We start from the raw sequence: 23,853 nt of genomic DNA, 5'->3' as shown, positions 1-23,853 counted from the left end.
TCCGGTTTTGCAGCTTAAGTCTTTTGTTTTAGCAACCAACGTGCCCCTTCAAGAGCCGCATCGTAATACTCGCCCTCTAGGGAGATACGCTCCATGTCCTGTTTCATTCGCTCTTGCTTTGATAAATCTTTACGGGCTTGATGGGTGGCTAGATGCCCTCCTCTCAAGGTGATTTCAGCAAAAACTTTCATTGGCTCAAGCTCAAACCAGTCAGGCTCAATAATATCAATTAGAGTACGAATGCGTAAACTCGCTTCCATGACATCAACCTGCTCATCGAGCAAGGCTTGGGCGATAATATATACATTTTCTAAGGTTTTAACGCGGGCTTGATCCACAACATCCTGCAAGGCTTGCTCTCGCGCTTGCACTTGCTTACGCAGCCTTTGCGCATAGACACCTAGAGCCACAATAATAGCTACTGCGATAATGACCAGTAGCAGAGCTAACGGATAAGTCATTTTTTAGTCACCTTCTTATTTATCTCTTTTTTATTTATCTCTTTTTTATTCATAGCTTTTTTATTAACAATGGAGACCTTAGCCGCCGAGTTTTTAGCAGGCTTTTTTCGTTTCTTTTGACCATTGTGACGCAAAGAGTCTAAGCGTGCCTGTATGATTCGATACAGGGTATTCTTCGCAAAACGACCTTTTTTATTAGGCGAGCCAGCGGTAAATCCCAGCATCAATTTAACCGCTTGGTCCACATGCTCTACGGCGTAAATGGTAAATTGGCCTGCGGCACAAGCTTCAATAACATTATCGTTGAGCATCAGGTTATCAATGTTTTGAATAGGGATGATCACACCTTGATCCCCCGTTAAGCCTCGGTTTTCGCAGGTGGCAAAAAAGCCTTCAATTTTTTCATTCACACCACCAATCGGCTGGACTTCACCAAACTGGTTAATCGACCCCGTTACGGCAATCGATTGTTTAACCGGTACTTCAGACATGGCAGAAAGCAAACAAACAAGCTCGCCAAGAGAAGCGCTATCTCCATCTACACCATGATAGGACTGTTCAAAGGCTAAACTGGCCGCCAATGGTAAGCTATCATCTTGTCCGAATTGAGCATTCAGAAAAGCACTTAATATCATGATGCCTTTAGAATGCAAAGCACCACCAAGCTGCACACTACGCTCGATATCCAAGACTTCGCCATTGCCATAGCGCACACGCCCGGTGATACGGCTTGGCTGACCAAATTCGCTTTCACCTATTCGCAGTACCGTTAAACCATTAACTTGCCCGACTTTTTCACCGGTAACATCAATCAAAATAGTGCCGGTATGGATATTATTAAACATCCGCTCACGAATATGCCCAGAACGGTGCTCTCGGCCAGCAAGAGCTTGGTCAACGGCTTGAGCATCAACCTGCTTTTTTTGCTCCGCCTCAGCACAGTAGTGAGATTCTCTCAGCAGGTGCTTTAGGTCCGCAGCATTCAGTGACAATCGATTTTGATGCTCTGCCTGACGAGCGCCTATCTCAATAACCTTCATTAACGCATCACGATTGAGCGGCAATAAATTATCATCGCTCACCATAGAGCTAACCAACCGAGCATAAAGGCCTTCATTTTCCTCTGTACGCGGCATATCACTTTCAAATTCGGCCAGTACCTTAAACAGCTCACTAAAATCAGGATCGTACTGCTGCAGTAAATAATATTGTTCTGCATCACCAAGCAAAGCGATGGTGACATTTAACGCCATCGGTTCAGGTTCTAGGCTAACATTGCCCGATAGGGTTAATTGCTTTTCTAAGGTATCAATCCGTAGGCAACCGGTACGCAGGGCCAGCTTTAAGCCATCCCACGCATAAGGTTGTTGTAGCAACTTACCCGCATCCAGAATCAAGAATCCGCCGTTAGCTTTGTGCAGTGCTCCCGGGCGAATAAGGGAAAAGTCTGTTGCAACGGTGCCCATGTAAGTGACATTTTCAAGATGACCGACCAAGTTGTTGTGGGTCGGCATATCCTCAAAAACCAAGGGCGCGCCAGCATCGGCTTTATTGCTGGTCATTACATTGATCTGATAACGAGCGGGAATTTTATGATCGGGTGAGGCACGGGTTACGGCATCTGCGTTTTCATCTTCTTCTAAGAAAATTTCGACATTCTCAACCAAATCTTTTTGCAAAGCATTCAGATATTCGATCACACGCCCATGTTCAGCGTATTTATCATGCAACTCAGCCAACCAATGCTGAATGGCGGTCAGCGTAATATTTTCATTGAGCTGCTGCTGCTTCTCACGGATATCTTTCTCCATGTGCGCCAGTTCACGCAGAGCCAGCCGCAATTCTTTTTCCATCAGCTCTATACCGTCACGAAATACGTCACGCTCTTCATCTGACAGGCTGTTAAATTCTTTAACACCGTAGGCTTCCCCCTCAGTATCAATGGGGATAAAGGAGTAACCACCGGGGTTTTGTAAAATAAGCTTTAAGCGATGTTCAGCCGCTTTAGCCGCAACCTCTTTGAGCATGGTGTCTTGTTGTTCAGAAAAGTCCTCTCGAATCGATTCCGCTTTTTCGACAAAGCTTTCTTGCTCAAACGCTGCAGGAATGGCATGGCGCAACTCTTTGGTTAGCGCTTCCATATCTTTTTTCAACTGCACCGCCATACCACCGGGTAAACGAAGCGCCCAAGGCTGACGAGGAGATTCAAAATTGTTGACATAGCACCAATCATCAGGCACTGGCTGACTGCTGGCATGCTGGGTTAAAAAGCGCTTAAGCATGGTGCGCTTACCCAAGCCGTTATCACCTACGGCAAAAAGGTTATAGCCTTTATCAGGTACGGCAATAGCAAAACGAACCGCCTGTTCAGCCCTTTGTTGGCCAATAAAACGATCCAGAGGTTTGATGCGCGCAGTGTTCGCCGGTAGGCGTTTCTTCACGCAACGTTTTTTCAGGCGGGATAGCGCCAAGGGCTTTGGTGCCTGCATTGAGTTCTCCCTAAAAAGCAAGCTGTATCAACACATTATGCAACACAATAGACGGGATCACATCCCACATTTATTTTGCCAGACCTTGCGTTCCACTCCACCTTTATCAATAGGTATTTAGAAGGATTTTCTAGACTCCGCCTATTCGACCAAGGCTCAGTAGTAAAAACATAAAGGCTGGATACAATAGGGCAACTTAACTCAATTAAACTTGCCCTCTAATCCAACGGAGCGTTATTACCCATAAGTGAGAAACCTATTTCAATAGGTTAAGGCAAGAAGGAATGGATGCCCTAGTCAGGTCAATATCTGAATAATCCAGATACTCCAAATAATGCCAATCCAAAGCAATAAATAAAACAACGACAATAAAACGATAATACAAAATAAAAATCGTGCTAAGTACTACCCCAGAAATCCTAGTAGCAATAATTTAGGCTATCGATTCGGTAGGGTTTACTGGTACCTTTTATTAGCATTGTCAATATTAGCTATAAAAGCATTAACTTGATTAAAAGAGCTGGAATCTATATGTCTCAACTTCTACGCGCTATTGGCATTAAATCCCGAATGGTACTGGTCGTTATTGTCACGGTGCTCAGTATTATTGCCTTGGTGAGCTTTTCACTGAATAAAACTTACGCCATGCAGGTTCAAGAAAAACGAATAAAAACGCAGCACCTTGTGCAAACAGCTGTAGCCTTAGTTCAACACGAATACCAAATGTTTAAATCTGGCCAGAATACTGAAGCTGATGCCAAAGCTGCCGCTATAAAATCCCTAGAAAGCCTACGCTATGGTGATAACGATTATTTTTGGATCAATGATATGCGGGCCGTTGTGGTGATGCATCCAATCAAACCTGAATTGAACGGAAAGGATCTTTCAAAACTGCAAGATCCAAATGGTAAACGCCTTTTCCAGAGCTTTGTTGATACCGTAAAAGCGACCAACCAAGGTAATGAGAATTACCTCTGGCCGAAGCCTGGGTTTGATGAACCCGTTGAAAAAATATCTTATGTCTCAGGTTTTAAACCTTGGGGTTGGGTGATCGGCACAGGGGTTTATATTGATGATGTTGAAGCTGCATTCTGGGAGGCCGCAAGCAGTCAGTTATCTATTGCCGCGCTAGGTTTAGCCATCACCATTGCCGTCTTGTTTTTAATCTCTAACAGCATTATTGGCCCGATGGATAGTACCAATAGAGCCATGCAGAATATCAGCCATGGTGACGGTGATTTGACCTTGCGCCTTGATGCATCCGGTAATGATGAAATGAGCCAGCTGGCCCGTTCATTCAACCTGTTTGTTGACCAAATTCAATCTGTGATACGTGAAGTCGACAGCTCAACTGGGCGCGTCGCTTCCGCAGCGGAGCAATTGACCCACGCCACCAATCAAAGCTCTCAAGTTATTCATCGCCAAACCTCAGAAACCGATCAAGTGGCTATCGCGGTTAACGAAATGGCTGCCACGATCCATGAAGTTGCTCAGAATGCTGTCCAAGCGGCCAATACAACCCATAAGGCTTACATACAAACCAATAACGGTAAAAGCAATATTAATGAAACGACGGAGACCATCGCCTCCCTTTCAACGGAGATTGGCTGCGCAACAGATGTGATCAAGCAACTGGATGCTCAAGCCAATACTATCGCCTCCGTGCTGGATGTTATTGGTGAAATTGCAGAACAAACAAACCTACTCGCACTTAACGCTGCCATCGAAGCCGCCCGAGCAGGCGAACAGGGCCGAGGGTTCGCAGTGGTCGCTGATGAAGTACGCACGCTTGCCAGCCGTACCCAGGCAAGTACTCATGAAATCGAGTCAATGATTGAAGCACTCCAAGCCGGTGCAAAACAAGCCGTCACCGTGATGGAAACCAGCGTCTACAATACTCAAATGACTATGGAAAAAGCGGATTTAACCCAAACAACCCTCGAAACTATTGCCCAAGGAATGACTCAAGTTAACGATATGATTAATCAAATCGCCAGCGCTGCCGAACAACAATCATCCGTTGCCGAACAGATTAGCGCTAGCGTCGTCAGTATTGTTGATCTTTCATCCGATAGTACCCAAGCCGCCGAACAAACGAGTCAAGCCAGCGTAGAGCTCAACAACCTTGCCGGTGAGTTAAAGCATCTGATACACCGGTTTAAGGTTTAAGATTTACGTGCAACTAAACTAGATTAGATTACCCTCTGTCGGTTACGCTTTAAACGTTGTTAATACCGTGTTCAGTGTTAATACCAATGTTAATACCAGCGTTGATATCAGTGATAAGCGAAGGGAGTACAGTGAATGGCATCGGCACAACGCAGCTTAATGCAACAAACGGGCATTCTTGATAAACAAGATGTTCTTGAGACAGAACCGGCAAGCACACGACCAGATACTACGATTGCATTAGTCGCCATGCCCCGTGTGCTTTTCCCTTCAACGTTTATGCCGCTTAATATTTTTGAACCACGTTATAGTCGCATGGTGAAAGAGTGCTTAGCACTGCAAGTCGGTGTCGGAATTATCTACAGCGAACAAACGTTTCCTGCCGATACTGGCACCAAAGAGCTTTCCCATCTAATTAATCATGTGGGTACTTACGGGGCTATATCAGACTGGTATGCACAACAGGATCAGACATTGAGTTTAAGTATCGACGGTTTAGAGAGATTTCAGATTATCGAGCTGACCCAAGAAGAAGACGGCTTATTAAAAGCAAAGGTGCGGTGGCTACCAGAGCCGTTGGATATGCCGGTGCCAGAAGAATATAAGCCTCTTGCAGACTTACTTCAGCAGATCGCCCACCACCCACTCGCTAAAGACTGTCATTTTAACTTCAACCTACACAGCGCCAATACGGTGAGCCTAGCTTTAGCTCATCACCTGCCTTTCTCCGATAAAGATAAACAGTTGTTGCTAGAGTGCAAAAATGCGGAAGAACGTCTGAGTATCCTGAGCCTATGGATAGCCGGTTAACATCTAAATAAACTACATTAAAAAAATCTAACTTAAAAAAATCCTAATATTTATACTAATCTAATAACACCGATACCGACCTAATTACACTTGCATCAAAATAATTACATTTATATCAAGCTAATTACATTTATTAAAAACAATTTTTTATTCTCCCATTTTAGTAATTAAAAACTATCATTAAAATACTCATTGACATAAAAACCTTTTAACTTTTCTATTTACCCCGTCACAATAGGCCTCACTTGGTCATAATAGGCCATTGCGAGTAGGCGAATGAAGCCGCTGTGGTCATATAAAAAAAATAAGGACAGCAAGCACATGTTTAACTTCCTTGCGAAACTGATTGATTATGCGATGAATGCTATTGGCGTAAAAAGCTTAAATGCTCAGTTTTTACTATCGTATACTCTGATTTTTCTTTTAGCGGTAGCCTCCGGTGTGTCCCTTTATTTAAGTATGGCGATCGACCCGCAAACCATTAATATCGCGGGGCGACAACGAATGCTGAGTCAAAAAATGGCAAAGGAGGCATTACTGGTCGCCGCCCAAGTCGAGAATAAAACCACCCTACAAAAAACAATGCAGCTGTTTGAGCAATCCCATGACCACATCCTAAATGGCAATAAAAGCCTAAGCATGAACCCAATTGAAGATCCTGAAATTGTCGCCCAAATGCAGCGGGTACAGGATCTATGGCGTAGCTACAGCATAACCTTATTGGAATATGCCGAACGTCCTGACGATACCCTACAGCAAAGAATTCATCAGGAATCTCCTGCTATTCTTGTGGCAATGAATCAAGCCGTTATCATGATGACCGAAGCATCCAGCCAACAAACCAGAACACAGCTAATAATCGCTTTTACCTGCGTCATTTTCATTGTATTCATGGTGGTGATGGGCCGCATCTTTGGTTTACGTCTTTTGATGGATAATATTACACGTTTACAGAAGCGCCTATCTCACGTGGTGGGAGGTGGTGATTTTACCCACCGCTTTAAAGTAGATCATACGGATAATGAAGTAGGTAAAATGTTTGATGCCTACAACAATATGATCAGCCAAGTAAGCGAATTAGTCGATAATGCCCGCAATGCCATAACACGCACCACAGAGCACAGCGCAAGTGTTGCCAAGGCAACATCAGATGCAGAAGCGGGTGTCACACGCCAATACAATGATATCGACCAAGTCGCCACCGCCATGAATGAAATGAGTGCCACCGTGCATGAAGTTGCTCAAAATGCAGCTCAAGCAGCTGAATCAGCACAAACGGCTGATCAAGAAGCTCGTAACGGAATATCCGTTGTACAAGCGGCAGCCGATCAAATTAATAGCATGGCACAACAGCTACGTGATACATCAGATATACTTGATCGCCTAGAGCAAGAATCAGAAGAGATTGGCAAGGTACTTGAAGTTATTACCGGCATTGCCGAACAAACTAATTTATTAGCACTAAACGCCGCTATTGAAGCCGCCCGTGCCGGAGAACAAGGCCGTGGTTTTGCTGTTGTCGCGGATGAAGTACGCACCCTTGCCCAACGTACTCAAAAATCGACCGGTGAGATTCGAACCATTATCGAGCGCTTACAGAATGAATCCCGCAACGCCGTAATGTCCATGCAACAAAGCTCTCAACGGGCAGAAAACAGTGTTACCCAAGCAGAGCAAGCATCTGAAGCTCTAGGACATATCGCAACAGCGGTGGATAATATCAGCTCGATGAACACCCTTATCGCAACAGCAGCAGAAGAGCAGAGCCAAGTTGCCGACGATATTGATCAACGTATTGTGAGCATTTCCAATGTGGCAGAACAAACCCGGGCAGATTCTCATTTAGTGGTACAGGCAACTAACGACATTCAGCGTGAAGTAGGTGAGCTTGACCAGTTGATTAGTCGTTTTAAAACTCGTTAAGTGGTCAATATTAGGCGTAATCGGCTAGTCCAACAAACCTTGTTCGATAGCATAGCGGGCTAGCCCCGCTGCCGTATGAATATCTAACTTTTGTTTCACATTTTGGCGGTGAGTTTCCACCGTACGCACGCTAATATCTAACTCACGGGCAATCTCCTTATTGCTATGGCCTTCCGCCAAATACTTTAGGACGGTTGCTTCTCGGGGGGTCAATGATTGAATTTGAGAGACTTGCTCAACTTCGCCACGGAACAACGTGTTTGACGCCCCAGCACTAAAATAAGTACCGCCTTGGTTTACCGTAAGAATAGCCCTAATCAACTCGTCAGAACTGACATCCTTGAGAACATAACCAGAAGCTCCCGTCTGAACCAGTTGCATCATATATTCTCGACTATCGTGCATACTAAGAATCAAAACTCGGATAAGAGGGTACCGCACCCTAAATAGCTTAGTTGCTTCTAAGCCATTCATTACCGGCATACTAACGTCCATTAAAATCACATCTGGCATCTGTTGCTGCACAAATGCCAAGGCTTCCTCTCCATTTTGAGCTTCGCCAATAACCTGAATACTTTCTTCCGTTTCAAGACGAGCACGAATGCCATCTCGCACCAAAGGGTGGTCATCGACCAATAAAAGTTTAATCATTGTGTTAAGAGCCTGCGTTTTCAGTTAACAAAGGCTGCCAGCTGTGCATAGGAAATTCTGCACGAACTAAGGTTCCCTGCCGTGGCGCTGAATCCAAGATAAAGATACCAGATAAGAATTCTATCCGCTCGCGCATATTTCGTAAGCCGATGCCACCGCCACCCAATATGGCACGGACATTAAAGCCAACACCATCATCCGCAAGGTACAGGTGAAAAGTATTCCCATCCCAGCCTGTCCCGACTTTCACCTCACGGGCAGACGAGTGACGCTCAATATTCGTTAATGCTTCCTGAGTAATTCTATAAAGCGTTGTCTCGATCTCTTCAGGAAGTCGCACACGACACGACGGTGTATTTTGTATCACACGAATCCCCGTGCGTTCTTGAAACTCATCCAACACCATCGTCATCGCAGGTATCAGGCCTAAATCATCCAGTGCACTGGGGCGTAAGTCATGGGATATACGCCAAATTTCTTGGATCGCGTCATTCATCACCATCGAAGCTTTCGCCAGATTTGATTGCACTTTAGGGTTGCTGTCTCCTAGTTTATCGGCGGCCAGCTCCATACGAAATTTGGCCGATACCAAGAGCTGATTAATGCCATCATGCAGCTCCCGCGATAAACGTCGTCGCTCTGATTCCTGAAGCAATACCGTCTTATAAACCAGCTCTTTTAGACGGGAATCCGCCAACCTATGTTCATGGACATTAAAGAGAATAACAAACACAACGATCAACCCAACGGTCATCGTCGTGATCGCCAGCACCGTGAAGAATGTATTGCGAATATTGCGTTTAACTTCCTGACGAATTTTAGCTACTTCAACCGCAATATCATCAATATAAAGCCCCGTGCCCAACATCCAATTCCAGCGCGGCAGCTCAATCACATAACTGATTTTTTCTGATTCTTGCCCGTTAGAAGGCTTATTCCATATATAGCTGTGAAAACCGCCACCTTGTTTCGCTAAATCCAGTAAACCTCGAATCACATAATTGGAGCGAGTGTCCTGCATATCCAGCAAATTACGCCCAACCAACTCAGGTTGAGCGGGATGCACCAAGTTGACACCGTACTGATCATAGACAAAGAAATAACCGTCGGAGCCATAAGTAATCGCATCTAAAACGGCTTTTACCTCTTTTTTTGCAGAAGCATCGTCAAGATCTGTACGATGCAAAATAGGGGAAATACTACTGAGGGCCAAGCTGACATAGTGCTGTAGCTCTGTACGCTTAGATTCCCGTAGATTGTGTTCGAAAATAGCGATCTCCGTCTCACTTAAGCTTTTAACTTGCTGGGCGCTGATCAGCGTAATACTGGTCGTTACCAGAACCAAAGGTACAAGCGCAAGTAATAGGATCTTTGTTTTTAAACTCATAAAGGCAACCTGTTATCAGCACTAGCACCTGCTGTAGTAAGAACACGAACACCAGTTGCTAACACATCAACACCAGCGAAATAAAAAAGCCATGCTCTTTAAAAAAAAATTTAAAAAGGGCATGGCTTCTCAATAATACCGAGCTGACTAAGTTTTAGTCTAATGAGCAGTCTAACAAACTTTGACGGAACAAAGTCTAGCTCTCAAACCCCATAAATTCAGGGAAGAACAACAGCAACATCAGCACCAATACTTGCAGCACGATGAACGGCATCACGCCTTTATAGATGTCCATAGTGGAAACCCCTTCTGGTGCGACCCCTTTTAAGTAAAAGAGACTGAAACCAAACGGTGGCGTCAGGAATGATGTTTGTAGATTCATTGCAATCAAAATGGCAAACCATGTCATATTGATGCCTAGGATCTCCGCAATAGGTACTAAAATCGGCACAATGATAAAAGAAATTTCTACAAAGTCGATAAAGAAACCCAATACCAAAATCACCAGCATAGAAAGGAACAAGAAGCCCCATTTCTCACCGGGTAGGCTTAACAGCACTTCTTCGACCACCTCTTCACCACCGGTGTAAGAGAACGCCATAGAGAACGCCGTTGCACCTAGCAGAATAGCAAAAACCATCGCGGTAACTTTTACCGTTTCGATACCACTATCGTAGACCATTTTAAAACTAAACTGGCCATAAAAAAGCGCAAGAAAAACCGCGCCTACACCGCCCAATGCCGCGGATTCTGTCGGTGTCGCAATACCTGCAAAAATAGACCCTAGCACCACCAAAATAAGTGCCAAAGGCGGAACAATCGCCTTAATCGCTTTAAAGTAAAGAGCTTTACGATCAATGCTGTCATCAACAGGCATAGCCGGTGCCGCATCAGGGTTAAGCCATGTGTAAACCAAGATATAAATAATATAGACCGCGATTAGGATAAAACCAGGGCCAACAGCCGCTTGGAACAGATCCCCAACTGGGATACCCATCACATCACCGAGAATAATCAAGATGATCGACGGTGGAATAATTTGCCCCAAAGTACCAGAAGCACAAATAGTGCCGCAGGCTAAACGCTTGTCATACTTGTATTTCAGCATAACTGGCAGCGAGATTAAGCCCATAGCAACAACAGAAGCCCCAACAACGCCAGTTGATGCCGCTAGTAATGCACCCACTAAAATAGTCGAGATAGCGATACCGCCACGTACTCGGCCAAACAGGGTTCCCATAGATTCAAGTAACTGCTCTGCAAGGCGGGTCTTTTGCAGTACCAATCCCATAAAGATAAACAGAGGAATCGCCATCATTACCGTATTTTGCATGATACTCATGATACGGAATGGCATAAAAGCAAACATATCCATACCTTCGGAGAACACCCCGAAGATAAGCGCAACGCCACCAAAAGTGAACGCCACAGGGAAACCAAATAACAGCAGCACTAGGGCAGCTGCAAACATTAATACACCAATCATGCCAGCCTCCTACAGCTCTGTTTTATGATAAATAGGTTTGTGATAACCCAGCAGGGTATTCACAGAATTAAGCAGTAGCCCCATTCCGCTAACAGCCATAAAACCAAAGGAAACCGGAATGGCAGCTTTAATAATCCAGCGGTTCGATAAACCACCCGGATCACCACTACCTTCACCTAACTCGTAGGCTTCTTTGGCAAAATCCAGACCGAACCAAGCCACTAACAAACAAAACGGCAATAAGAAAATAAGGGTTCCTGCAAGATCAATCCATGCCCGACCATTCGGAGATAAACGCTCATAAATAAGGTCAACACGAACATGGCCATCGACCCGTAGAGTGAAAGGCACCCCTAATAGAAACATAGCCGCAAACAGATGCCACTCCATCTCTTGAAGTCCGATAGACACATCGTTTAATAGATAACGGGCAAAGACGTCATAAAAGACGTTAATCAGTAACAACAGAAAGATCAGGGCAGAAATAGAACCCAAGCGATCAGAGATCCAATTAAGGCCGTTCTCCAGTCGCATAAGCAGGGGCGCAGATGTCGAGGACATAGCTATTCCTTTCGGGCAGGGTTATTGGCTTAAGGTAGACGATGGGCATCAGGAACCCCAAACATTAGGCAAGAAGCCTAACGCTTGGGGCTTGGCGCTTATTCCCCAGCGATAGAGTCTAAATACTGCTTATCCGCAATATTGGTCCAAGCGCGAACCTGTTTTAGATACTGCGCTTGAGATTCGATAATCTCTTTTGCAACAGGGTTAGCCTCGGCTTTCTCTTTCAGCAATTTGTCATTCGCAGTACGCATCGCTTCAATTACTTCTGTTGGGAAGCGTTTTACCTGAATATTTGGGTATTCCTGGGTCATCGTTGCCCAGTTTTCACCAGAAGCGTGGGTCGATTGAATGTACATATCGTATGCCGCTGTACGCATCGCAACACGCAAGATCTCTTGTAGATCCTTCGGTAGTTTTTTCCAGCTACGCTCATTGATCAAAAACTGCAGCTCGGTCGCAGGTTCATGCCAGCCGGTGTAGTAGTAAGGTGCAATTTTGTGGAAGCCCATACGTAGATCTAAAGAAGGGCCAACCCACTCCAGTGCGTCAATAGTGTTACGCTCAAGGGAGGTGTACAGCTCGCCAGTAGCAATATTGGTAGGTTTAGCGCCGAGTTCTGCTAGAACTTCACCAGCGAAGCCCGGAATACGCATTTTCAGACCTTTAAGATCATCAACGGAGTTGATCTCTTTGCGGAACCAACCGCCCATCTGAACGCCTGTGTTACCACCAGGGAATGACAGCATACGGTGGCGCTTATACACCTTTTCCATCAACTCCATACCACCGCCAAAATAGAACCAAGCATATTGCTCAGGAGCGGTCATACCGAAAGGCATGGTCGTGAAAAATAGCGTATTAGGATCTTTACCCTTCCAGTAATAAGAAGCCGTGTGACCCATATCGTACTGACCACCTTTAACCATATCGAAAATGGCTAAAGGCGCTTTATGTTTGTTCGCAGAATCAATCGTAATCTTAAGACGGCCATTAGACATCTCTTCCGCCATCTTCGCCATGTTACGCGGAGAATCACCAAAAATTGGGAAGTTGGTCGGCCAGCCTTCAGCCATTTTCAGTTTATATACTTTTTCTGCGGCCATTGCCGGTGCAGCAAGGACACTCAAGCAGGCTGCTGCCACTAGAGCCTTCTTACCGAAAGAAATCTTTTTCAGGGCGCTAAACATTGTTTTTATCATCCTCAGCGTTTATCGGAATCTCCTGCGTTTTTTATCATGAAACTAAGCCAGCCATTGTTGCGTCTGGCTTGTCTCTAAAATGCAGGATTCTTTTACGGCTGAGATAGTTGCAAAAACAAGGATGTCTCACTATTCGGGTGAGTACGTAGCCCCACGGTAAAAACTACGCAGAAGACTCCGTAATAATACGGAGATAAAAGTTGATCAGCACAGTAGGCTATTTTCAGATAAAATAGAAGGCATCGTAACCATATAATTATAATCCATTGTTTTAAAAGTATTTTAATTTAAAAGCCTAATATTTATTTCGCTATAACCTGATATAAAAAGGTACTTTATGAGCCTTCATCCCATGCTCTACTCCTTTCGTCGATGTCCCTACGCCATGCGCGCCCGTCTCGGGCTATTATTTGCTGAGCTGCAGGTAGAACTACGGGAGATCACTCTAAAAAGCAAACCGCCACACATGCTTGCCATCAGCCCCAAAGGCACCGTTCCTGTGCTGAAACTGCCCGATGGACAGGTCATTGAAGAGAGTCGGGAGATTTTAGAATGGGCGCTTAATCAGCAAGACCCCTCAGGTTTATTAACGGTAGATACCGCACAGGCAGGACGATTAATCGACCGGAACGATAACGAGTTCAAACACTGGTTAGACCGCTATAAATACGCCGATCTCCATCCTGAGATGAGCCAGCAGGAATACCGCCAAAACGGCGAGGTATTCTTACAAATGCTAGAAGAACGACTGGCGGACACCCCCTACTTGCTAGGAAACAAAATCAGCATCGCCGATATCGGCATCATGCCCTTTGTGCGCCAATTCGCCCACGTCGACCGCCAGACGTTTTACGCACTTCCCTATCCAAAGTTGCAACAATGGCTAAAGAACTGGCTAGAACACCCAGTATTTCTACAGGCCATGACTAAATTTGAACCCTGGCAGGAAGGGGATGAAGTGGTGGTGTTTCCGGAGGGTTGAAGGTGTTCAATCTTCGGGAAGCAGACTGGCTCCCACGCCCTCTGGCTGAGAAACAACAGACTGACTCCTATGCTCTCTGGCTGAGAAACAACAGACTGGCTCCCACGCTCCGCGTGGTAGCCCGAGAAGCATTAATTGTTTTTTTCTGTCTCAGGATAGCAAGGGACGCTATTTTCCATTTCTATTAAGTGAATCTGACCTCTCTGCCGATAAACATCAGTTCTCACAAGCTCATAACTTTCATGAGAGACATCGAAAAGAGCTGGTCGGTGCGCGTCAGCGGCAACTGACGTATTACTTATCACTTTATTGGCCGCGATGTTGAAATTGTAAATTACGAGGATTATCACTGATGAGCATGCACAATCCCGCCCACCCCGGTGAAATACTCAAGGAGCTGGTGATTGAAACGCTGGAACTGACCATCACAGATGTTGCCGAGCATCTGGATGTCAGCCGGAAAACACTGTCGAAAGTGCTGAATGGCAAAGGGGCGATCACCCCTGAGATGGCATTAAGACTAGAACTGGTATTCGGTAAGCCCTCGGCAGACCACTGGCTAAGACTACAAAATGCCTACGATCTCTGGCAGGCAAGACAACATCAGGGCTCTTTGCAGGTATCACCCTACAATCTGGCGATGGCCTGATTTCCTCCTCTTCTGTAAGCCTGGATGAGAGCTGTTCAACCCAACCTACCCAGAATCAGATATGCAAGATGTAAGCAGTCAAGTTCCACTGAAACAAGACGTTATTTTGGCTGAGAAACAATTCGCCAGAAGCCTTGGCGTAAGCCATGAAAAAGCCCGAGCGATAGTGCTCGGGCGTATCAAAAAAGCCAGCAAGTAGTGTGCTACGCCTACCCCTAACTCCGAATCTGTTCGATATACCTTAACCACTGGCGGGCGTTTTTGCCGACGTTTTTGCCGACATAGCTATCTGCGGCAAGGTCAACTTTCTGTTCCGCCATTTGGAATTTACCTTCGGCGGCCTCTACTTGCTGTTGTTGCAGTAGAACAATACCTTGTAAGAGCAAGACTTCCGCAGGATCAGCGGGGAACTCTGCCAGTAAGATGTTGAGGGTTTTCTCAGCTGCCTGCCAGTTCTTCTGCTGCATCTGCAGGCGTGCGATCTGTTTGTATAGGTTCGCACTGCGTTCGGCAAGGTCTGGCTGGCCTGCTTTTTCTAGTCGAGCATAATGGGTGGCGATTTGCTGTAGGCTTTGTTCTGCTTTATCCCATGATTTAGCCCGTAGCCATAAGCCAGAAAGTTGCTCCTTCATTATCAACTGTTGGTCTTCTGGTAACTGGGCAAATGTTGGCTGCTGCTGAGCATCAACCAATACCTGAGCCGCTTTCAATGGTTGGCCGTTGGCGTTTAGCCATTGGCTAAGCAGCTGATAATCGCTGGCGGTATCAAATAATCCCTGCTCCCAAGCGATACGCAAGCTAGCAACACTTTCAGCATTCACCGTATCATTTTTAGCCGTTATAGGCAGGCGATACTGTAACATGGCCAGTTGTCGCCAATGACGCATCTCTCTAGGTTCTTGGATCAAGATATGTTTTTGAATGTTAACCGCTTGCGGCCACTGCTCCAACCGACTATGCAGCGCAACTAAAAGATGCAGCCAAGGCACAGGGGCTGATTCATGGCGCTTGATGGCTTCTTTGGCATAAGGCAACGCTTTAGCCCAAGCTTCTTGCTGGCTATAGGCTTGAGCTAGAGTGAGGTAATAGCGCGGTTGATGCTGTTCTTCAGGAGTTTTAGCCAACCAGTCGATAAAGAGCGGTATACCCTCTTCTAACTGGTCTTCCTGTAGCATAAGCTGAGCCATAAGCCCTTGCAGATTTAATTGATCTTGCTCTGGAAGTTGCTGTAGCTGCCAAGCCTTTTTAATAGCAAGCAATGCTTTAGGATAATCCCCTTGCTGCAGCTCTGTTTGGGCTAAAGATCGCCACAGCATAGCTTGCATTAGAGCGCTAGGTTTTTCTTTTAGTTGCTCTTGCAGCAGCTCTTTAGCTTCAAGCCAACGAGCCTCTGTTTGCAGGGCCTGTACCTCTTGCAGTTGCTTAAATTCTAAGGGCGTTAAACTGTCAGCATGGGCGGTATTAAGCGCTAACCCTGCGCTAAGCACCAGCAAAAGCATAATGCCTGAGTGATAGCGGGACGTTAGGCGGCATTGCCCCATAGCCTGAAAAAAATTCATAAGATCCATCCTCTAATTTGACAGCTTAAAGACCAATGTTTGTCTTGCTCTAAAAGGTAAGGCTTTGCCCCCTTGTTTACGGGGCTGAAAACGCCATCGAGCTAAAGCTCTAACGCTGGCACGATCAAAGACACCTTCTGGTGTGGCGCTGATAATCTTGATTGAATCCGTAACCACATCACCGTTAGCATCCACCGTAAACTCTAAAAGCACTTCGCCCTCCAGTCCTCGTCGAATCGCTTTTCGAGGATAACGAGGGTTAACTCGGCTCAAGGGCATAGGGTTTTCGGCGATCTCCAACCCAGTATCACCGGGCTGAAACTGGCTAATATCCACATCCAGTTGGAATGAGCTTTCTAATGCCACATCCGGCAAGGCTACATCAGGTGTTGCCATAGCCGTCATCGCTTCTGGATTGGATACAGGCTGACTCATCGTCGGCATTTCAGGCTGAGGCTCTGGTGGTTCCGGTGGCTCTGGTCGCGCACGGGACCTTAGCTCCAGCTCGGTTTCATCCTGCAGCATAAATAGACTAAGAGCGCTGCTGTTATCCTCTGGCAGCTCCCGCATTTGATCCATTTGCACCATCTGCGCCAGCAAAACAAAAAACACTAATGTGAGCAGCACGCCAATCGGCACAACGGCAAAAGCTCTCAAGCGTCGACCTTTGCCTAAGCTAAAGTTTTGAACGTTATGGGGCATCGCGGGTTGCCACCGTATATTGCACGCCAGCCAAACGCAGCTGATCAATTAAGCGCACCAGATCACCGGTCGTGCTTTTCGTATCCGCCTGAACGACCACACTTAAGCCCGGCTGCTCGCTGCGTAAGCGCTCAAGCGTAGGCCGTACCATGCGCATATCCGTGGCTTTACGATCCAACCATACCTCTCCATCAGGAGATAACGCCACCATCACCGCGCTTTGGGTTTGGCCTTCGCTCGTTTTAGCTGAAGGACGATTGACATCAATACCGGCCTCTCGCACAAAAGAGGTCGAAACAATAAAAAAGATCAGCATGATAAAGACCACATCTAACATTGGGGTCATATCAATGGCGGCATCATCCTGCGATCGAGTAAGGGATAGACGGCTCATAAGGGGGTATCCATGACATCAAATTGGTGACGAATGGTGCTATTAAGTTGCTCGCTTTGGCGATCACTCCAGTTTTTTAGGCTGCTGTAAAGCAACAACCCCATCACAGAGACCGCCATTCCGGCTAAAGTCGGCAGAGTCGCACTGGCAATACCCGCAGCCATTAACCGAGGATTACCTGTGCCACTGATAGCCAAAACATCAAAGACTTGAATCATGCCGGAGACCGTACCAAGCAAACCCAATAAAGGGCACAGACTGATAAGGCTACGAATCAAGGACAAACGCTGATTCAGGGATAGCTGTAAATCACAGAGCAAACTTTTTAGCACCGGATGTTTGTCTAACCTTGGCTCTAATCTTGGCTGTACCTGAAGCTGCTGTTTAAGCGCTTCAACCACCGCCTGCCGATCTTGCCGATACACCCGATAGCGATACCAGTAACGTTCCACCAGCAAGCTAAACAGCAACAGGCAAAGCAAGGCGATAATCTGCATCACCCAACCACCTGCGGATAAAAACTGATCCAGTGTCAGCTGATAGCCCTGAAACGCTTCTGGCAGATAAAAGAGCACATCATCAAGCCAAGGCATCGGCGGCCTCTTTTGTTGACAGAGCCTGCGGCGAACTTGACTCTGCCTTCGGTGAGGCAACATCAGCAGCATGGGCGTTAGACGATAATAACCACGGTGTTAACTGATTAAGCTGAGCTAAGCTTTTCTCTTGCAGAATCAGCAATAGGCTTCGGCTTTGGCTGCTTAATAGCCCGTGGCTGAACAACATAGGAATCGCTACGACTAAACCAAACACCGTCGTAATCAAAGCTTGGGAGATACCTCCGGCCATCAATTTAGGGTCACTGGTGCCGAACAGGGTAATGCTCTGAAATGTACCGATCATGCCCGTTACAGTCCCCAGTAAGCCAAGCAGAGGCGCAGAAGCAGCCAGCAGTTTTAGCAGTGATTGCCCAGACTCTAACGCTGGCAGTTCTTTCAGCAAAGCCTCATCCAGATGGCTGTTTAACTGCTCCAAATCTGGTGTTTGCTGTTTCGCCCGAGCCTGTTCTATCGGCTGTAAACAAGCCAGTAGCACACGGCCTAGAGGATTGTCGGTTTTTGGTTGATCAGACTTAAGCTGTTGCTTAATTTTATGACGAATCATATTCAATCGAATCAGTTTATAAATCGCTGTCGCTAAGCCCAAAACACCCAGCGCAAGAATGATATAACCAACGGAGCCACCTTGGCGCACCTGATCCATTAACGTCGGTTTTTGGCCGATCAAACCCAATAGCTGCCCTGCGCTAACATCCACTAAAAGATGCTGCTCTTGGCCTTCAAAGAACCCCGCAGCCTGAGACTGGAACTTATCAGCGGGCTGACCAGCCAGCACACTAAGCTGCTGGCGGTCGGGCTGCCAACTTAAGAATTCGCCCTTCTCTGTAATACTGTTAAACGTACCGACACGTAACACTGGCTGGCGTTGAATACGTCCATCGGTATCCGCCACATCCGCTTGAAAACGACTGATTTTTCCTGAATGAGTGATCTCATGTTGTAACTGAAACCATAGGGTTTCCAGCTGCGCCATTGTGGGTACCGATTTTTCACTGGCAAAGTTAAGTGACTCGGCCCGCTGCGGATATTGCGCGCTAACCAATGAGGCTTGCAGTTGCTGTTTAAGCTCTGCAGACTGCTCCTTGGCAACCCCAAAAACTTCCCCTAGTTGCCCCGTACGCTGTTTTAGTAAGGTTTCCAGTTCCGCAAGCTGCTCTTCATTGTTATCAAACAGCGCCTTCAAGCGTGCCTGCTCGGCATCGGCTTTAGCCAAGCGTTGCTTTGCAGTAGCTAATAAACTTTCCTGCTGATTTTTATCCTGCAGAAAAGCCTGCAAACGCGCCCGCTGTTCTGCGCGGTCTTCATTAACAAATTGACGAATCTCTTGTTGCAGTTGTTTTTCCTGCCGTAGCTGTTTTTCCTGTTGCTGGTGTTTAGCCTGCTGCAACTGTTGATCTTGCTGAGATGACGCCGCTACACTGGAGGCCGCTGTATCAGCCTTCGCCGTCAACGGTAGCGCTAAAATAGGAACCAGCAATAAAGCCATAGATATACGATTTAAAACAGACATAATTAAGCGTCAGCCTCTAATGAAGATGATGATTCAGGCATGGGTAACGGCAAGTCCAAAAGCTCTGGCACTACTTGCTGACGAGCCATCTGGATCGCATTTTTCAGAACACGATTGTCTTCTGCGGTTAATGTCAACCAGCTTTGGCTTTGAGGCTGCCAAAGACCTCCGGCCTGCCCATTCGCCGATTGGTAATACAGCGCAACGCGACCCAGTCGTAAAAAAGTGACCTGCCGTTTTCCCTCCAGAGTCGTCACTTCACCTTCGTAAGCTTCAAGGCTACGGCCATAATCCACTTCAATTTGATAGGCCTGTAAAATCTGACGATACTTTTCAGCTAAACTCACATCTGCACGATCCAACAAACCCTGCAAACGACTGACTCTTTTTTGACGCTCATCCAGCAGAAACGGTTGGTCTTGACCCACAAATTGATTCAAACGATCAACCATACGAACCAGCATAGGTAGTAGGGATCGATCTGTATTTTCTAGGGATTGAATCTGTCCATCTAAACTGCCCAGCTCTGTCTCTTGGCTAAAAATCAAACGACTTAATTGACGATTATAGGCCTCAGTTGTTTCTGCATGACGTAGCACCTGCTGGTATTCGCCGTAAAGTAACCGGCTATCCACCGATAGGTCATCAACTTGCCGCTGGGTCTTAGCGCCAGCCCGATGAGCCTGCTCGACGGTCTGAAGGTTTTTATTCAATCCTTCAGAGGCATAAGCTTTGGGCAAGCTAAATAACAGAGAGAAGAAAACGACTGTCGCCAACAAAACAGGCTGGACGACAATACTGAGAAGATATCTGGAAAGAGACATAGACAGATCCGTATGTACGCTGAGTTTAAAGTACCAACCCTTGAATGATATTGAGAAACCATTACTTATGCAAATAGGAATTACTATCATTTATGTATATTTATCGTAAAGATTCTGTCCAATGCAAGTTTAGGGTCGATTTAACCGATCAATATCCCGCCCACTCAGATTCCCTTCTGGTATATTACGCCTCTACATTCAAGGAGTGCGCTATGCGATTAATAGGAAATATTATCTGGTTTTTACTGGGCGGTTTTATCATGGGACTGATCTGGTGGGGGTTTGGCATTATTGCTTTCTGTACAATAGTGGGGATTCCTTGGGGGCGATCCTGCTTCGTTATTGGCCAGTTTTCATTCTTCCCCTTCGGTAAACAAACCATCAGCCGCAAAGAGCTATTGGGCAAGTCTGATATAGGCACGGGTACTCTGGGATTGATCGGCAATATTATTTGGATTCTAGTGGCAGGGATCTGGCTAGCCATCGGTCATATTTTATCTGCAGTGGCCTGCGCGCTCACCATTATTGGTATTCCGTTCGCTATTCAACATATCAAACTGGCCGTCGTTTCATTGGCCCCTGTAGGCCAGACCGTTGTTAGCAATGAAGTAGCGGATGCAACTCGTAGAAGCCGGGCGGACCAAGAATTATCGAAAATGCGCAGCTAGCAGCTAAATTAACAGCTGAGTTCATTTCGATCATAACGTTTCTCACAGCGATGATGGCAATTGGCACGACAAGCGCCAAGACGCATCACAAGTCAGTGTAGTTGCTGATAGGCAGAAAGAAGACCATAGAGCTTAGCCGACTGGCTACCAGCGGTGATCGCAAACCGTCATTGAGTTTTTAGGCAATAAAAAACCCCGCCTCGGGTGAGACGGATAGCATGTTATTCAGAATGTATCCGGGGTGGCTTTGCTACACCTTTTCAGAGCTAACTTCCCCGCGCGCTGTCGTTGGTCCGTAGCGTTAGCGGGGCTTTAAAAAAGGATGACGGCCCATCGCCGTAACCGTTTGTTCCCGAGAGCAGCCTACCCCAGCAGGCGTTGATTTAAGGTACAATGTAGCGTGTTGATCCATCACGTAGTTTTCGAGATTGTACCCTTGCCATGTGGTACAAGCCTTCGCTGATTATCCGTGAACCGTGGTACACCACTTTTATGTACCATAACTTGCACCACTTCATTGGTAAAACCAGAGAAAACCGATAAATATTGGTATAAATAGACCTATGCAAAACCCGCAAAAAAACAGATCAAACCCAGAAACTACGCGCCCTGCGGTGGATAGACGCTTTTCCGTTGCTCCGATGATGGAATGGACTACGCCAGCCTTTCGTTATTTTGCCCGTCTACTTTCTAAGGAGGCCCTACTCTATACCGAGATGGTCACCACTGGGGCGATTCTTTTTGGTAAAGACCCTGATCGCTTTTTAGCCTACAACGATGAAGAGCATCCGTTGGCGCTGCAATTAGGGGGAAGTGATCCAGAGCAACTAGCGAAGTGCAGCGGTATTGCTACGGATTTTGGTTACGATGAGATCAACCTTAATGTGGGTTGTCCCAGTGATCGGGTACAAAACAACCTGATGGGCGCGTGCCTGATGGCCCATAAAGAGCTGGTAGCGGAGTGCGTATCCGCGATGCAAGCGGCAACAGCGGTAGAGGTAACCGTTAAGTGCCGGATCGGTATTGATGATCAAAACCCAGAGGAAACGTTACCCGCTTTTATTGAAACAGTTGCGGCGGCGGGCTGCAAAAGCTTTACGTTACACGCGCGTAAAGCATGGCTTAAGGGCTTAAGCCCTAAAGAGAATCGTGAAGTGCCACCGCTAGATTACGATTTGGTTTATCGCATAAAACAGGCCTACCCAGAGCTGGAAATTGTGATTAACGGTGGTATCTCAACCTTTGACCAAATGAACGCCCATCTAGAGCATGTCGATGGCGTTATGATTGGCCGAGAAGCCTACCAAAATCCGTACCTGTTGGCCGAGGTGGATCAGAAAATCTTTGGTAAGTCATCGCCCATTATTAGCCGTCACGAGGCTTTGCGCCAAATGCTGCCTTATATTGAGCAGGAGTTATCCAAAGGCTGCTATTTAGGTCATATCACTCGCCATCTATTGGGTATTTTTCAGGCTTGTCCAGGTGGCCGTAAATTCCGTCGTCACATTAGTGAGAATGCGTATAAAAATGGCGCTGGTGCAGAAGTACTAGAGCAAGCTATGGCATTGGTTTCTGAACAGGCTATTTTAGAGGCGGCTTTGTCGATGGAAACACCGCCATAGATCCAATACGCCAAACAGGCGGATAGAAAACACCTCATTCAATTAAGAGAACTAGGTCGCATAATGCGACCTTCCTCGCCTTTTATCCACTCTTGCCCCACCATAGTGCTATTGTGATTCTATTGATTTGCCTTTAAAACCTTAGTAAACCAATAAGTTAATGAACTGTAGGAAATTTCTCTATGGCTAACAATAGCAAGCTAGAACAACTGCGTCAGATGACGGTTGTCGTTGCTGACACCGGCGATATTGATGCCATATCACAACTAAAGCCTCAGGATGCCACCACGAACCCTTCGTTAGTGCTAAAAGTTGCCGATAAACCTGAGTACCAAGAGCTTATTCAACAAGCGGTTCAAAAAGCGCAACAAGAAAGCTCAGATTTTGAATGTCAGAAAGACTATGCCGTTGACCGTATCGCTGTGGCGATTGGTGCAAAAATAAGTCAGTTGATCCCCGGCTATATCTCGACAGAGGTTAGTGCGCGCCTGTCCTTTGATACCCGAGCAACAGTAGAAAAAGCTCGCCGCCTGATCAACCTTTATAAAGAACTGGGGGTCGGTCGTGACCGTGTATTGATTAAAATCGCATCAACCTGGGAAGGTATTAAAGCCGCAGAGCTACTTGAACAGGAAGGCATCACATGCAACCTGACGCTACTTTTTTCCCAAGCCCAAGCCATTGCCTGTGCGGAATCAAAAATAACGCTGGTCTCGCCTTTTGTAGGCCGGATTTTAGACTGGCACAAAGCCGCTTACCCTGAACAGGATTTTACTGGGGCAAATGACCCTGGAGTAATCTCAGTACAGAGTATTTACAGCTATTACAAACAGCACGGCTACGACACCATTGTGATGGGGGCTAGCTTTCGTAATACAGGCGAGATTGAGCATCTAGCGGGATGTGACCGTTTAACCATCAGCCCAGCGCTTATTCAGCAGTTGGCTGATGACAACGGGACATTGAGCCGTCAGCTAACGGCCAATAAGCCTTTAATGCCACGTCCAGCACCTTTATCTGAAACGGCCTTTCGCTGGCAGATGAACCAAGATGCGATGGCCTCTGAGAAGATCTCAGAAGGTATCCGATTGTTTGCTGCGGATCAGGCTAAACTAGAAGCACTGCTTGCGCCTCATTTCGTTTAAAAACAAGATAAGCCGAGCTTTATTTATCCAAAGCCTCGCCTC

Annotated in this window: 22 protein-coding genes; 9 read left to right on the top strand and 13 right to left on the bottom strand. The window is 46.4% G+C overall.

What is annotated here, in order from left to right:
- Window positions 1-14 precede the first annotated feature (14 nt).
- The gene (locus G517_RS0115630; protein ID WP_028305182.1) at window positions 15-461 is read right to left on the bottom strand and encodes a DUF2489 domain-containing protein; all 447 of its coding nucleotides are present in this window, start codon (window positions 459-461) and stop codon (window positions 15-17) included.
- Window positions 458-2,950, bottom strand: coding sequence for a Lon protease family protein (locus G517_RS19555; protein ID WP_084632332.1), 2,493 nt, complete (start codon window positions 2,948-2,950; stop codon window positions 458-460). The genes G517_RS0115630 and G517_RS19555 overlap by 4 nt, the downstream gene beginning before the upstream one ends.
- A 531-nt stretch (window positions 2,951-3,481) precedes the next feature.
- Between G517_RS19555 and G517_RS0115620 the strand changes: the two genes are divergently transcribed.
- The 3 genes from G517_RS0115620 (at window position 3,482) to G517_RS0115610 (ending at window position 7,852) form a co-directional block, all read left to right on the top strand.
- The gene (locus tag G517_RS0115620) at window positions 3,482-5,119 is read left to right on the top strand and encodes a methyl-accepting chemotaxis protein (RefSeq protein WP_036591819.1); all 1,638 of its coding nucleotides are present in this window, start codon (window positions 3,482-3,484) and stop codon (window positions 5,117-5,119) included.
- Window positions 5,120-5,254: 135 nt separating this feature from the next.
- The gene (locus G517_RS0115615) at window positions 5,255-5,929 is read left to right on the top strand and encodes an LON peptidase substrate-binding domain-containing protein (RefSeq protein ID WP_028305180.1); all 675 of its coding nucleotides are present in this window, start codon (window positions 5,255-5,257) and stop codon (window positions 5,927-5,929) included.
- A gap of 321 nt (window positions 5,930-6,250) precedes the next feature.
- Window positions 6,251-7,852 carry a methyl-accepting chemotaxis protein gene (locus tag G517_RS0115610; RefSeq protein WP_028305179.1) on the top strand — a complete coding sequence of 534 codons (1,602 nt, stop codon included), beginning with the start codon at window positions 6,251-6,253 and terminating at the stop codon, window positions 7,850-7,852.
- Between the two features lie 24 nt (window positions 7,853-7,876).
- On the opposite strand, the gene G517_RS0115605 is transcribed toward G517_RS0115610, so the two are convergent.
- From G517_RS0115605 to G517_RS0115585, 5 genes are all read right to left on the bottom strand, one after another.
- Window positions 7,877-8,503 carry a response regulator gene (locus G517_RS0115605; protein WP_028305178.1) on the bottom strand — a complete coding sequence of 209 codons (627 nt, stop codon included), beginning with the start codon at window positions 8,501-8,503 and terminating at the stop codon, window positions 7,877-7,879.
- Between the two features lie 4 nt (window positions 8,504-8,507).
- Window positions 8,508-9,890: a cache domain-containing protein gene (locus G517_RS19550; protein ID WP_051206486.1), complete on the bottom strand. Its 1,383-nt coding sequence runs from the start codon at window positions 9,888-9,890 to the stop codon at window positions 8,508-8,510.
- Window positions 9,891-10,086: 196 nt separating this feature from the next.
- Window positions 10,087-11,376 (bottom strand): TRAP transporter large permease, encoded by a 1,290-nt coding sequence (locus tag G517_RS0115595; RefSeq protein WP_028305177.1) that lies wholly within the window; start codon window positions 11,374-11,376, stop codon window positions 10,087-10,089.
- Window positions 11,377-11,385: 9 nt separating this feature from the next.
- Window positions 11,386-11,937 carry a TRAP transporter small permease subunit gene (locus tag G517_RS0115590; protein WP_036591816.1) on the bottom strand — a complete coding sequence of 184 codons (552 nt, stop codon included), beginning with the start codon at window positions 11,935-11,937 and terminating at the stop codon, window positions 11,386-11,388.
- A gap of 98 nt (window positions 11,938-12,035) precedes the next feature.
- Window positions 12,036-13,127 carry a TRAP transporter substrate-binding protein gene (locus tag G517_RS0115585; protein ID WP_051206485.1) on the bottom strand — a complete coding sequence of 364 codons (1,092 nt, stop codon included), beginning with the start codon at window positions 13,125-13,127 and terminating at the stop codon, window positions 12,036-12,038.
- Between the two features lie 349 nt (window positions 13,128-13,476).
- Between G517_RS0115585 and G517_RS0115580 the strand changes: the two genes are divergently transcribed.
- The 3 genes from G517_RS0115580 to G517_RS20780 all read left to right on the top strand — a co-directional run bounded on the left by G517_RS0115580 (window position 13,477) and on the right by G517_RS20780 (window position 14,969).
- Window positions 13,477-14,121, top strand: coding sequence for a glutathione S-transferase (locus G517_RS0115580; protein ID WP_084632330.1), 645 nt, complete (start codon window positions 13,477-13,479; stop codon window positions 14,119-14,121).
- Between the two features lie 352 nt (window positions 14,122-14,473).
- The gene (locus G517_RS0115575) at window positions 14,474-14,770 is read left to right on the top strand and encodes a HigA family addiction module antitoxin (RefSeq protein WP_028305173.1); all 297 of its coding nucleotides are present in this window, start codon (window positions 14,474-14,476) and stop codon (window positions 14,768-14,770) included.
- A 61-nt stretch (window positions 14,771-14,831) separates the two neighbouring features.
- Window positions 14,832-14,969 carry a hypothetical protein gene (locus G517_RS20780; RefSeq protein ID WP_157833208.1) on the top strand — a complete coding sequence of 46 codons (138 nt, stop codon included), beginning with the start codon at window positions 14,832-14,834 and terminating at the stop codon, window positions 14,967-14,969.
- A 16-nt stretch (window positions 14,970-14,985) separates the two neighbouring features.
- On the opposite strand, the gene G517_RS0115565 is transcribed toward G517_RS20780, so the two are convergent.
- The 6 genes from G517_RS0115565 to G517_RS0115540 are packed head-to-tail and all read right to left on the bottom strand — an operon-like array spanning window position 14,986 to window position 20,376.
- Window positions 14,986-16,329, bottom strand: a complete 1,344-nt coding sequence (locus G517_RS0115565) for a tetratricopeptide repeat protein (RefSeq protein ID WP_028305172.1) — start codon at window positions 16,327-16,329, stop codon at window positions 14,986-14,988.
- Between the two features lie 12 nt (window positions 16,330-16,341).
- Complete coding sequence (locus G517_RS19540) at window positions 16,342-17,031, bottom strand: energy transducer TonB (protein WP_036591812.1); 690 nt, start codon at window positions 17,029-17,031, stop codon at window positions 16,342-16,344.
- Window positions 17,021-17,425: an ExbD/TolR family protein gene (locus tag G517_RS0115555; RefSeq protein WP_028305171.1), complete on the bottom strand. Its 405-nt coding sequence runs from the start codon at window positions 17,423-17,425 to the stop codon at window positions 17,021-17,023. The genes G517_RS19540 and G517_RS0115555 overlap by 11 nt, the downstream gene beginning before the upstream one ends.
- Window positions 17,422-18,018 carry a MotA/TolQ/ExbB proton channel family protein gene (locus G517_RS0115550; RefSeq protein WP_051206484.1) on the bottom strand — a complete coding sequence of 199 codons (597 nt, stop codon included), beginning with the start codon at window positions 18,016-18,018 and terminating at the stop codon, window positions 17,422-17,424. Before G517_RS0115550 ends, G517_RS0115555 begins: the two co-directional genes overlap by 4 nt.
- Window positions 18,005-19,552: a MotA/TolQ/ExbB proton channel family protein gene (locus tag G517_RS19535; protein WP_051206483.1), complete on the bottom strand. Its 1,548-nt coding sequence runs from the start codon at window positions 19,550-19,552 to the stop codon at window positions 18,005-18,007. Before G517_RS19535 ends, G517_RS0115550 begins: the two co-directional genes overlap by 14 nt.
- 2 nt (window positions 19,553-19,554) lie before the next feature.
- Entirely contained in the window at window positions 19,555-20,376 is an 822-nt protein-coding gene (locus tag G517_RS0115540; protein ID WP_036591809.1) for a DUF3450 domain-containing protein, read from the bottom strand.
- Between the two features lie 212 nt (window positions 20,377-20,588).
- Here G517_RS0115540 and G517_RS0115535 point away from each other — a divergent pair, with 212 nt between their 5' ends.
- The 3 genes from G517_RS0115535 to tal all read left to right on the top strand — a co-directional run bounded on the left by G517_RS0115535 (window position 20,589) and on the right by tal (window position 23,811).
- Window positions 20,589-21,044, top strand: coding sequence for a YccF domain-containing protein (locus G517_RS0115535; RefSeq protein WP_028305168.1), 456 nt, complete (start codon window positions 20,589-20,591; stop codon window positions 21,042-21,044).
- A gap of 563 nt (window positions 21,045-21,607) precedes the next feature.
- Complete coding sequence (gene dusA, locus G517_RS0115530; protein ID WP_028305167.1) at window positions 21,608-22,666, top strand: tRNA dihydrouridine(20/20a) synthase DusA; 1,059 nt, start codon at window positions 21,608-21,610, stop codon at window positions 22,664-22,666.
- A gap of 182 nt (window positions 22,667-22,848) precedes the next feature.
- Window positions 22,849-23,811, top strand: coding sequence for a transaldolase (tal, locus tag G517_RS0115525; RefSeq protein ID WP_028305166.1), 963 nt, complete (start codon window positions 22,849-22,851; stop codon window positions 23,809-23,811).
- Window positions 23,812-23,853: the final 42 nt, after the last annotated feature.

Origin of the sequence: Oceanospirillum maris DSM 6286 (assembly GCF_000422865.1) — a bacterium.
Lineage (GTDB): Bacteria > Pseudomonadota > Gammaproteobacteria > Pseudomonadales > Halomonadaceae > Oceanospirillum > Oceanospirillum maris.
Note: the sequence above shows the minus strand (reverse complement) of the source record. Positions and strands in the feature narration are given on the sequence as shown.

Coding starts and splice junctions, on each gene's coding strand:
- dusA (WP_028305167.1), top strand. CDS start 21,608: ATGCAAAACCCGCAAAAAAACAGATCAAACCCAGAAACTACGCGCCCT.
- G517_RS0115575 (WP_028305173.1), top strand. CDS start 14,474: ATGAGCATGCACAATCCCGCCCACCCCGGTGAAATACTCAAGGAGCTG.
- G517_RS0115620 (WP_036591819.1), top strand. CDS start 3,482: ATGTCTCAACTTCTACGCGCTATTGGCATTAAATCCCGAATGGTACTG.
- G517_RS0115605 (WP_028305178.1), bottom strand. CDS start 8,503: ATGATTAAACTTTTATTGGTCGATGACCACCCTTTGGTGCGAGATGGC.
- G517_RS19555 (WP_084632332.1), bottom strand. CDS start 2,950: ATGCAGGCACCAAAGCCCTTGGCGCTATCCCGCCTGAAAAAACGTTGC.
- G517_RS0115630 (WP_028305182.1), bottom strand. CDS start 461: ATGACTTATCCGTTAGCTCTGCTACTGGTCATTATCGCAGTAGCTATT.
- G517_RS0115615 (WP_028305180.1), top strand. CDS start 5,255: ATGGCATCGGCACAACGCAGCTTAATGCAACAAACGGGCATTCTTGAT.
- G517_RS0115565 (WP_028305172.1), bottom strand. CDS start 16,329: ATGAATTTTTTTCAGGCTATGGGGCAATGCCGCCTAACGTCCCGCTAT.
- G517_RS0115590 (WP_036591816.1), bottom strand. CDS start 11,937: ATGTCCTCGACATCTGCGCCCCTGCTTATGCGACTGGAGAACGGCCTT.
- G517_RS0115610 (WP_028305179.1), top strand. CDS start 6,251: ATGTTTAACTTCCTTGCGAAACTGATTGATTATGCGATGAATGCTATT.
- G517_RS19550 (WP_051206486.1), bottom strand. CDS start 9,890: ATGAGTTTAAAAACAAAGATCCTATTACTTGCGCTTGTACCTTTGGTT.
- G517_RS0115550 (WP_051206484.1), bottom strand. CDS start 18,018: ATGCCTTGGCTTGATGATGTGCTCTTTTATCTGCCAGAAGCGTTTCAG.
- G517_RS19540 (WP_036591812.1), bottom strand. CDS start 17,031: ATGCCCCATAACGTTCAAAACTTTAGCTTAGGCAAAGGTCGACGCTTG.
- G517_RS19535 (WP_051206483.1), bottom strand. CDS start 19,552: ATGTCTGTTTTAAATCGTATATCTATGGCTTTATTGCTGGTTCCTATT.
- G517_RS20780 (WP_157833208.1), top strand. CDS start 14,832: ATGCAAGATGTAAGCAGTCAAGTTCCACTGAAACAAGACGTTATTTTG.
- tal (WP_028305166.1), top strand. CDS start 22,849: ATGGCTAACAATAGCAAGCTAGAACAACTGCGTCAGATGACGGTTGTC.
- G517_RS0115580 (WP_084632330.1), top strand. CDS start 13,477: ATGAGCCTTCATCCCATGCTCTACTCCTTTCGTCGATGTCCCTACGCC.
- G517_RS0115540 (WP_036591809.1), bottom strand. CDS start 20,376: ATGTCTCTTTCCAGATATCTTCTCAGTATTGTCGTCCAGCCTGTTTTG.
- G517_RS0115595 (WP_028305177.1), bottom strand. CDS start 11,376: ATGATTGGTGTATTAATGTTTGCAGCTGCCCTAGTGCTGCTGTTATTT.
- G517_RS0115535 (WP_028305168.1), top strand. CDS start 20,589: ATGCGATTAATAGGAAATATTATCTGGTTTTTACTGGGCGGTTTTATC.
- G517_RS0115555 (WP_028305171.1), bottom strand. CDS start 17,425: ATGAGCCGTCTATCCCTTACTCGATCGCAGGATGATGCCGCCATTGAT.
- G517_RS0115585 (WP_051206485.1), bottom strand. CDS start 13,127: ATGTTTAGCGCCCTGAAAAAGATTTCTTTCGGTAAGAAGGCTCTAGTG.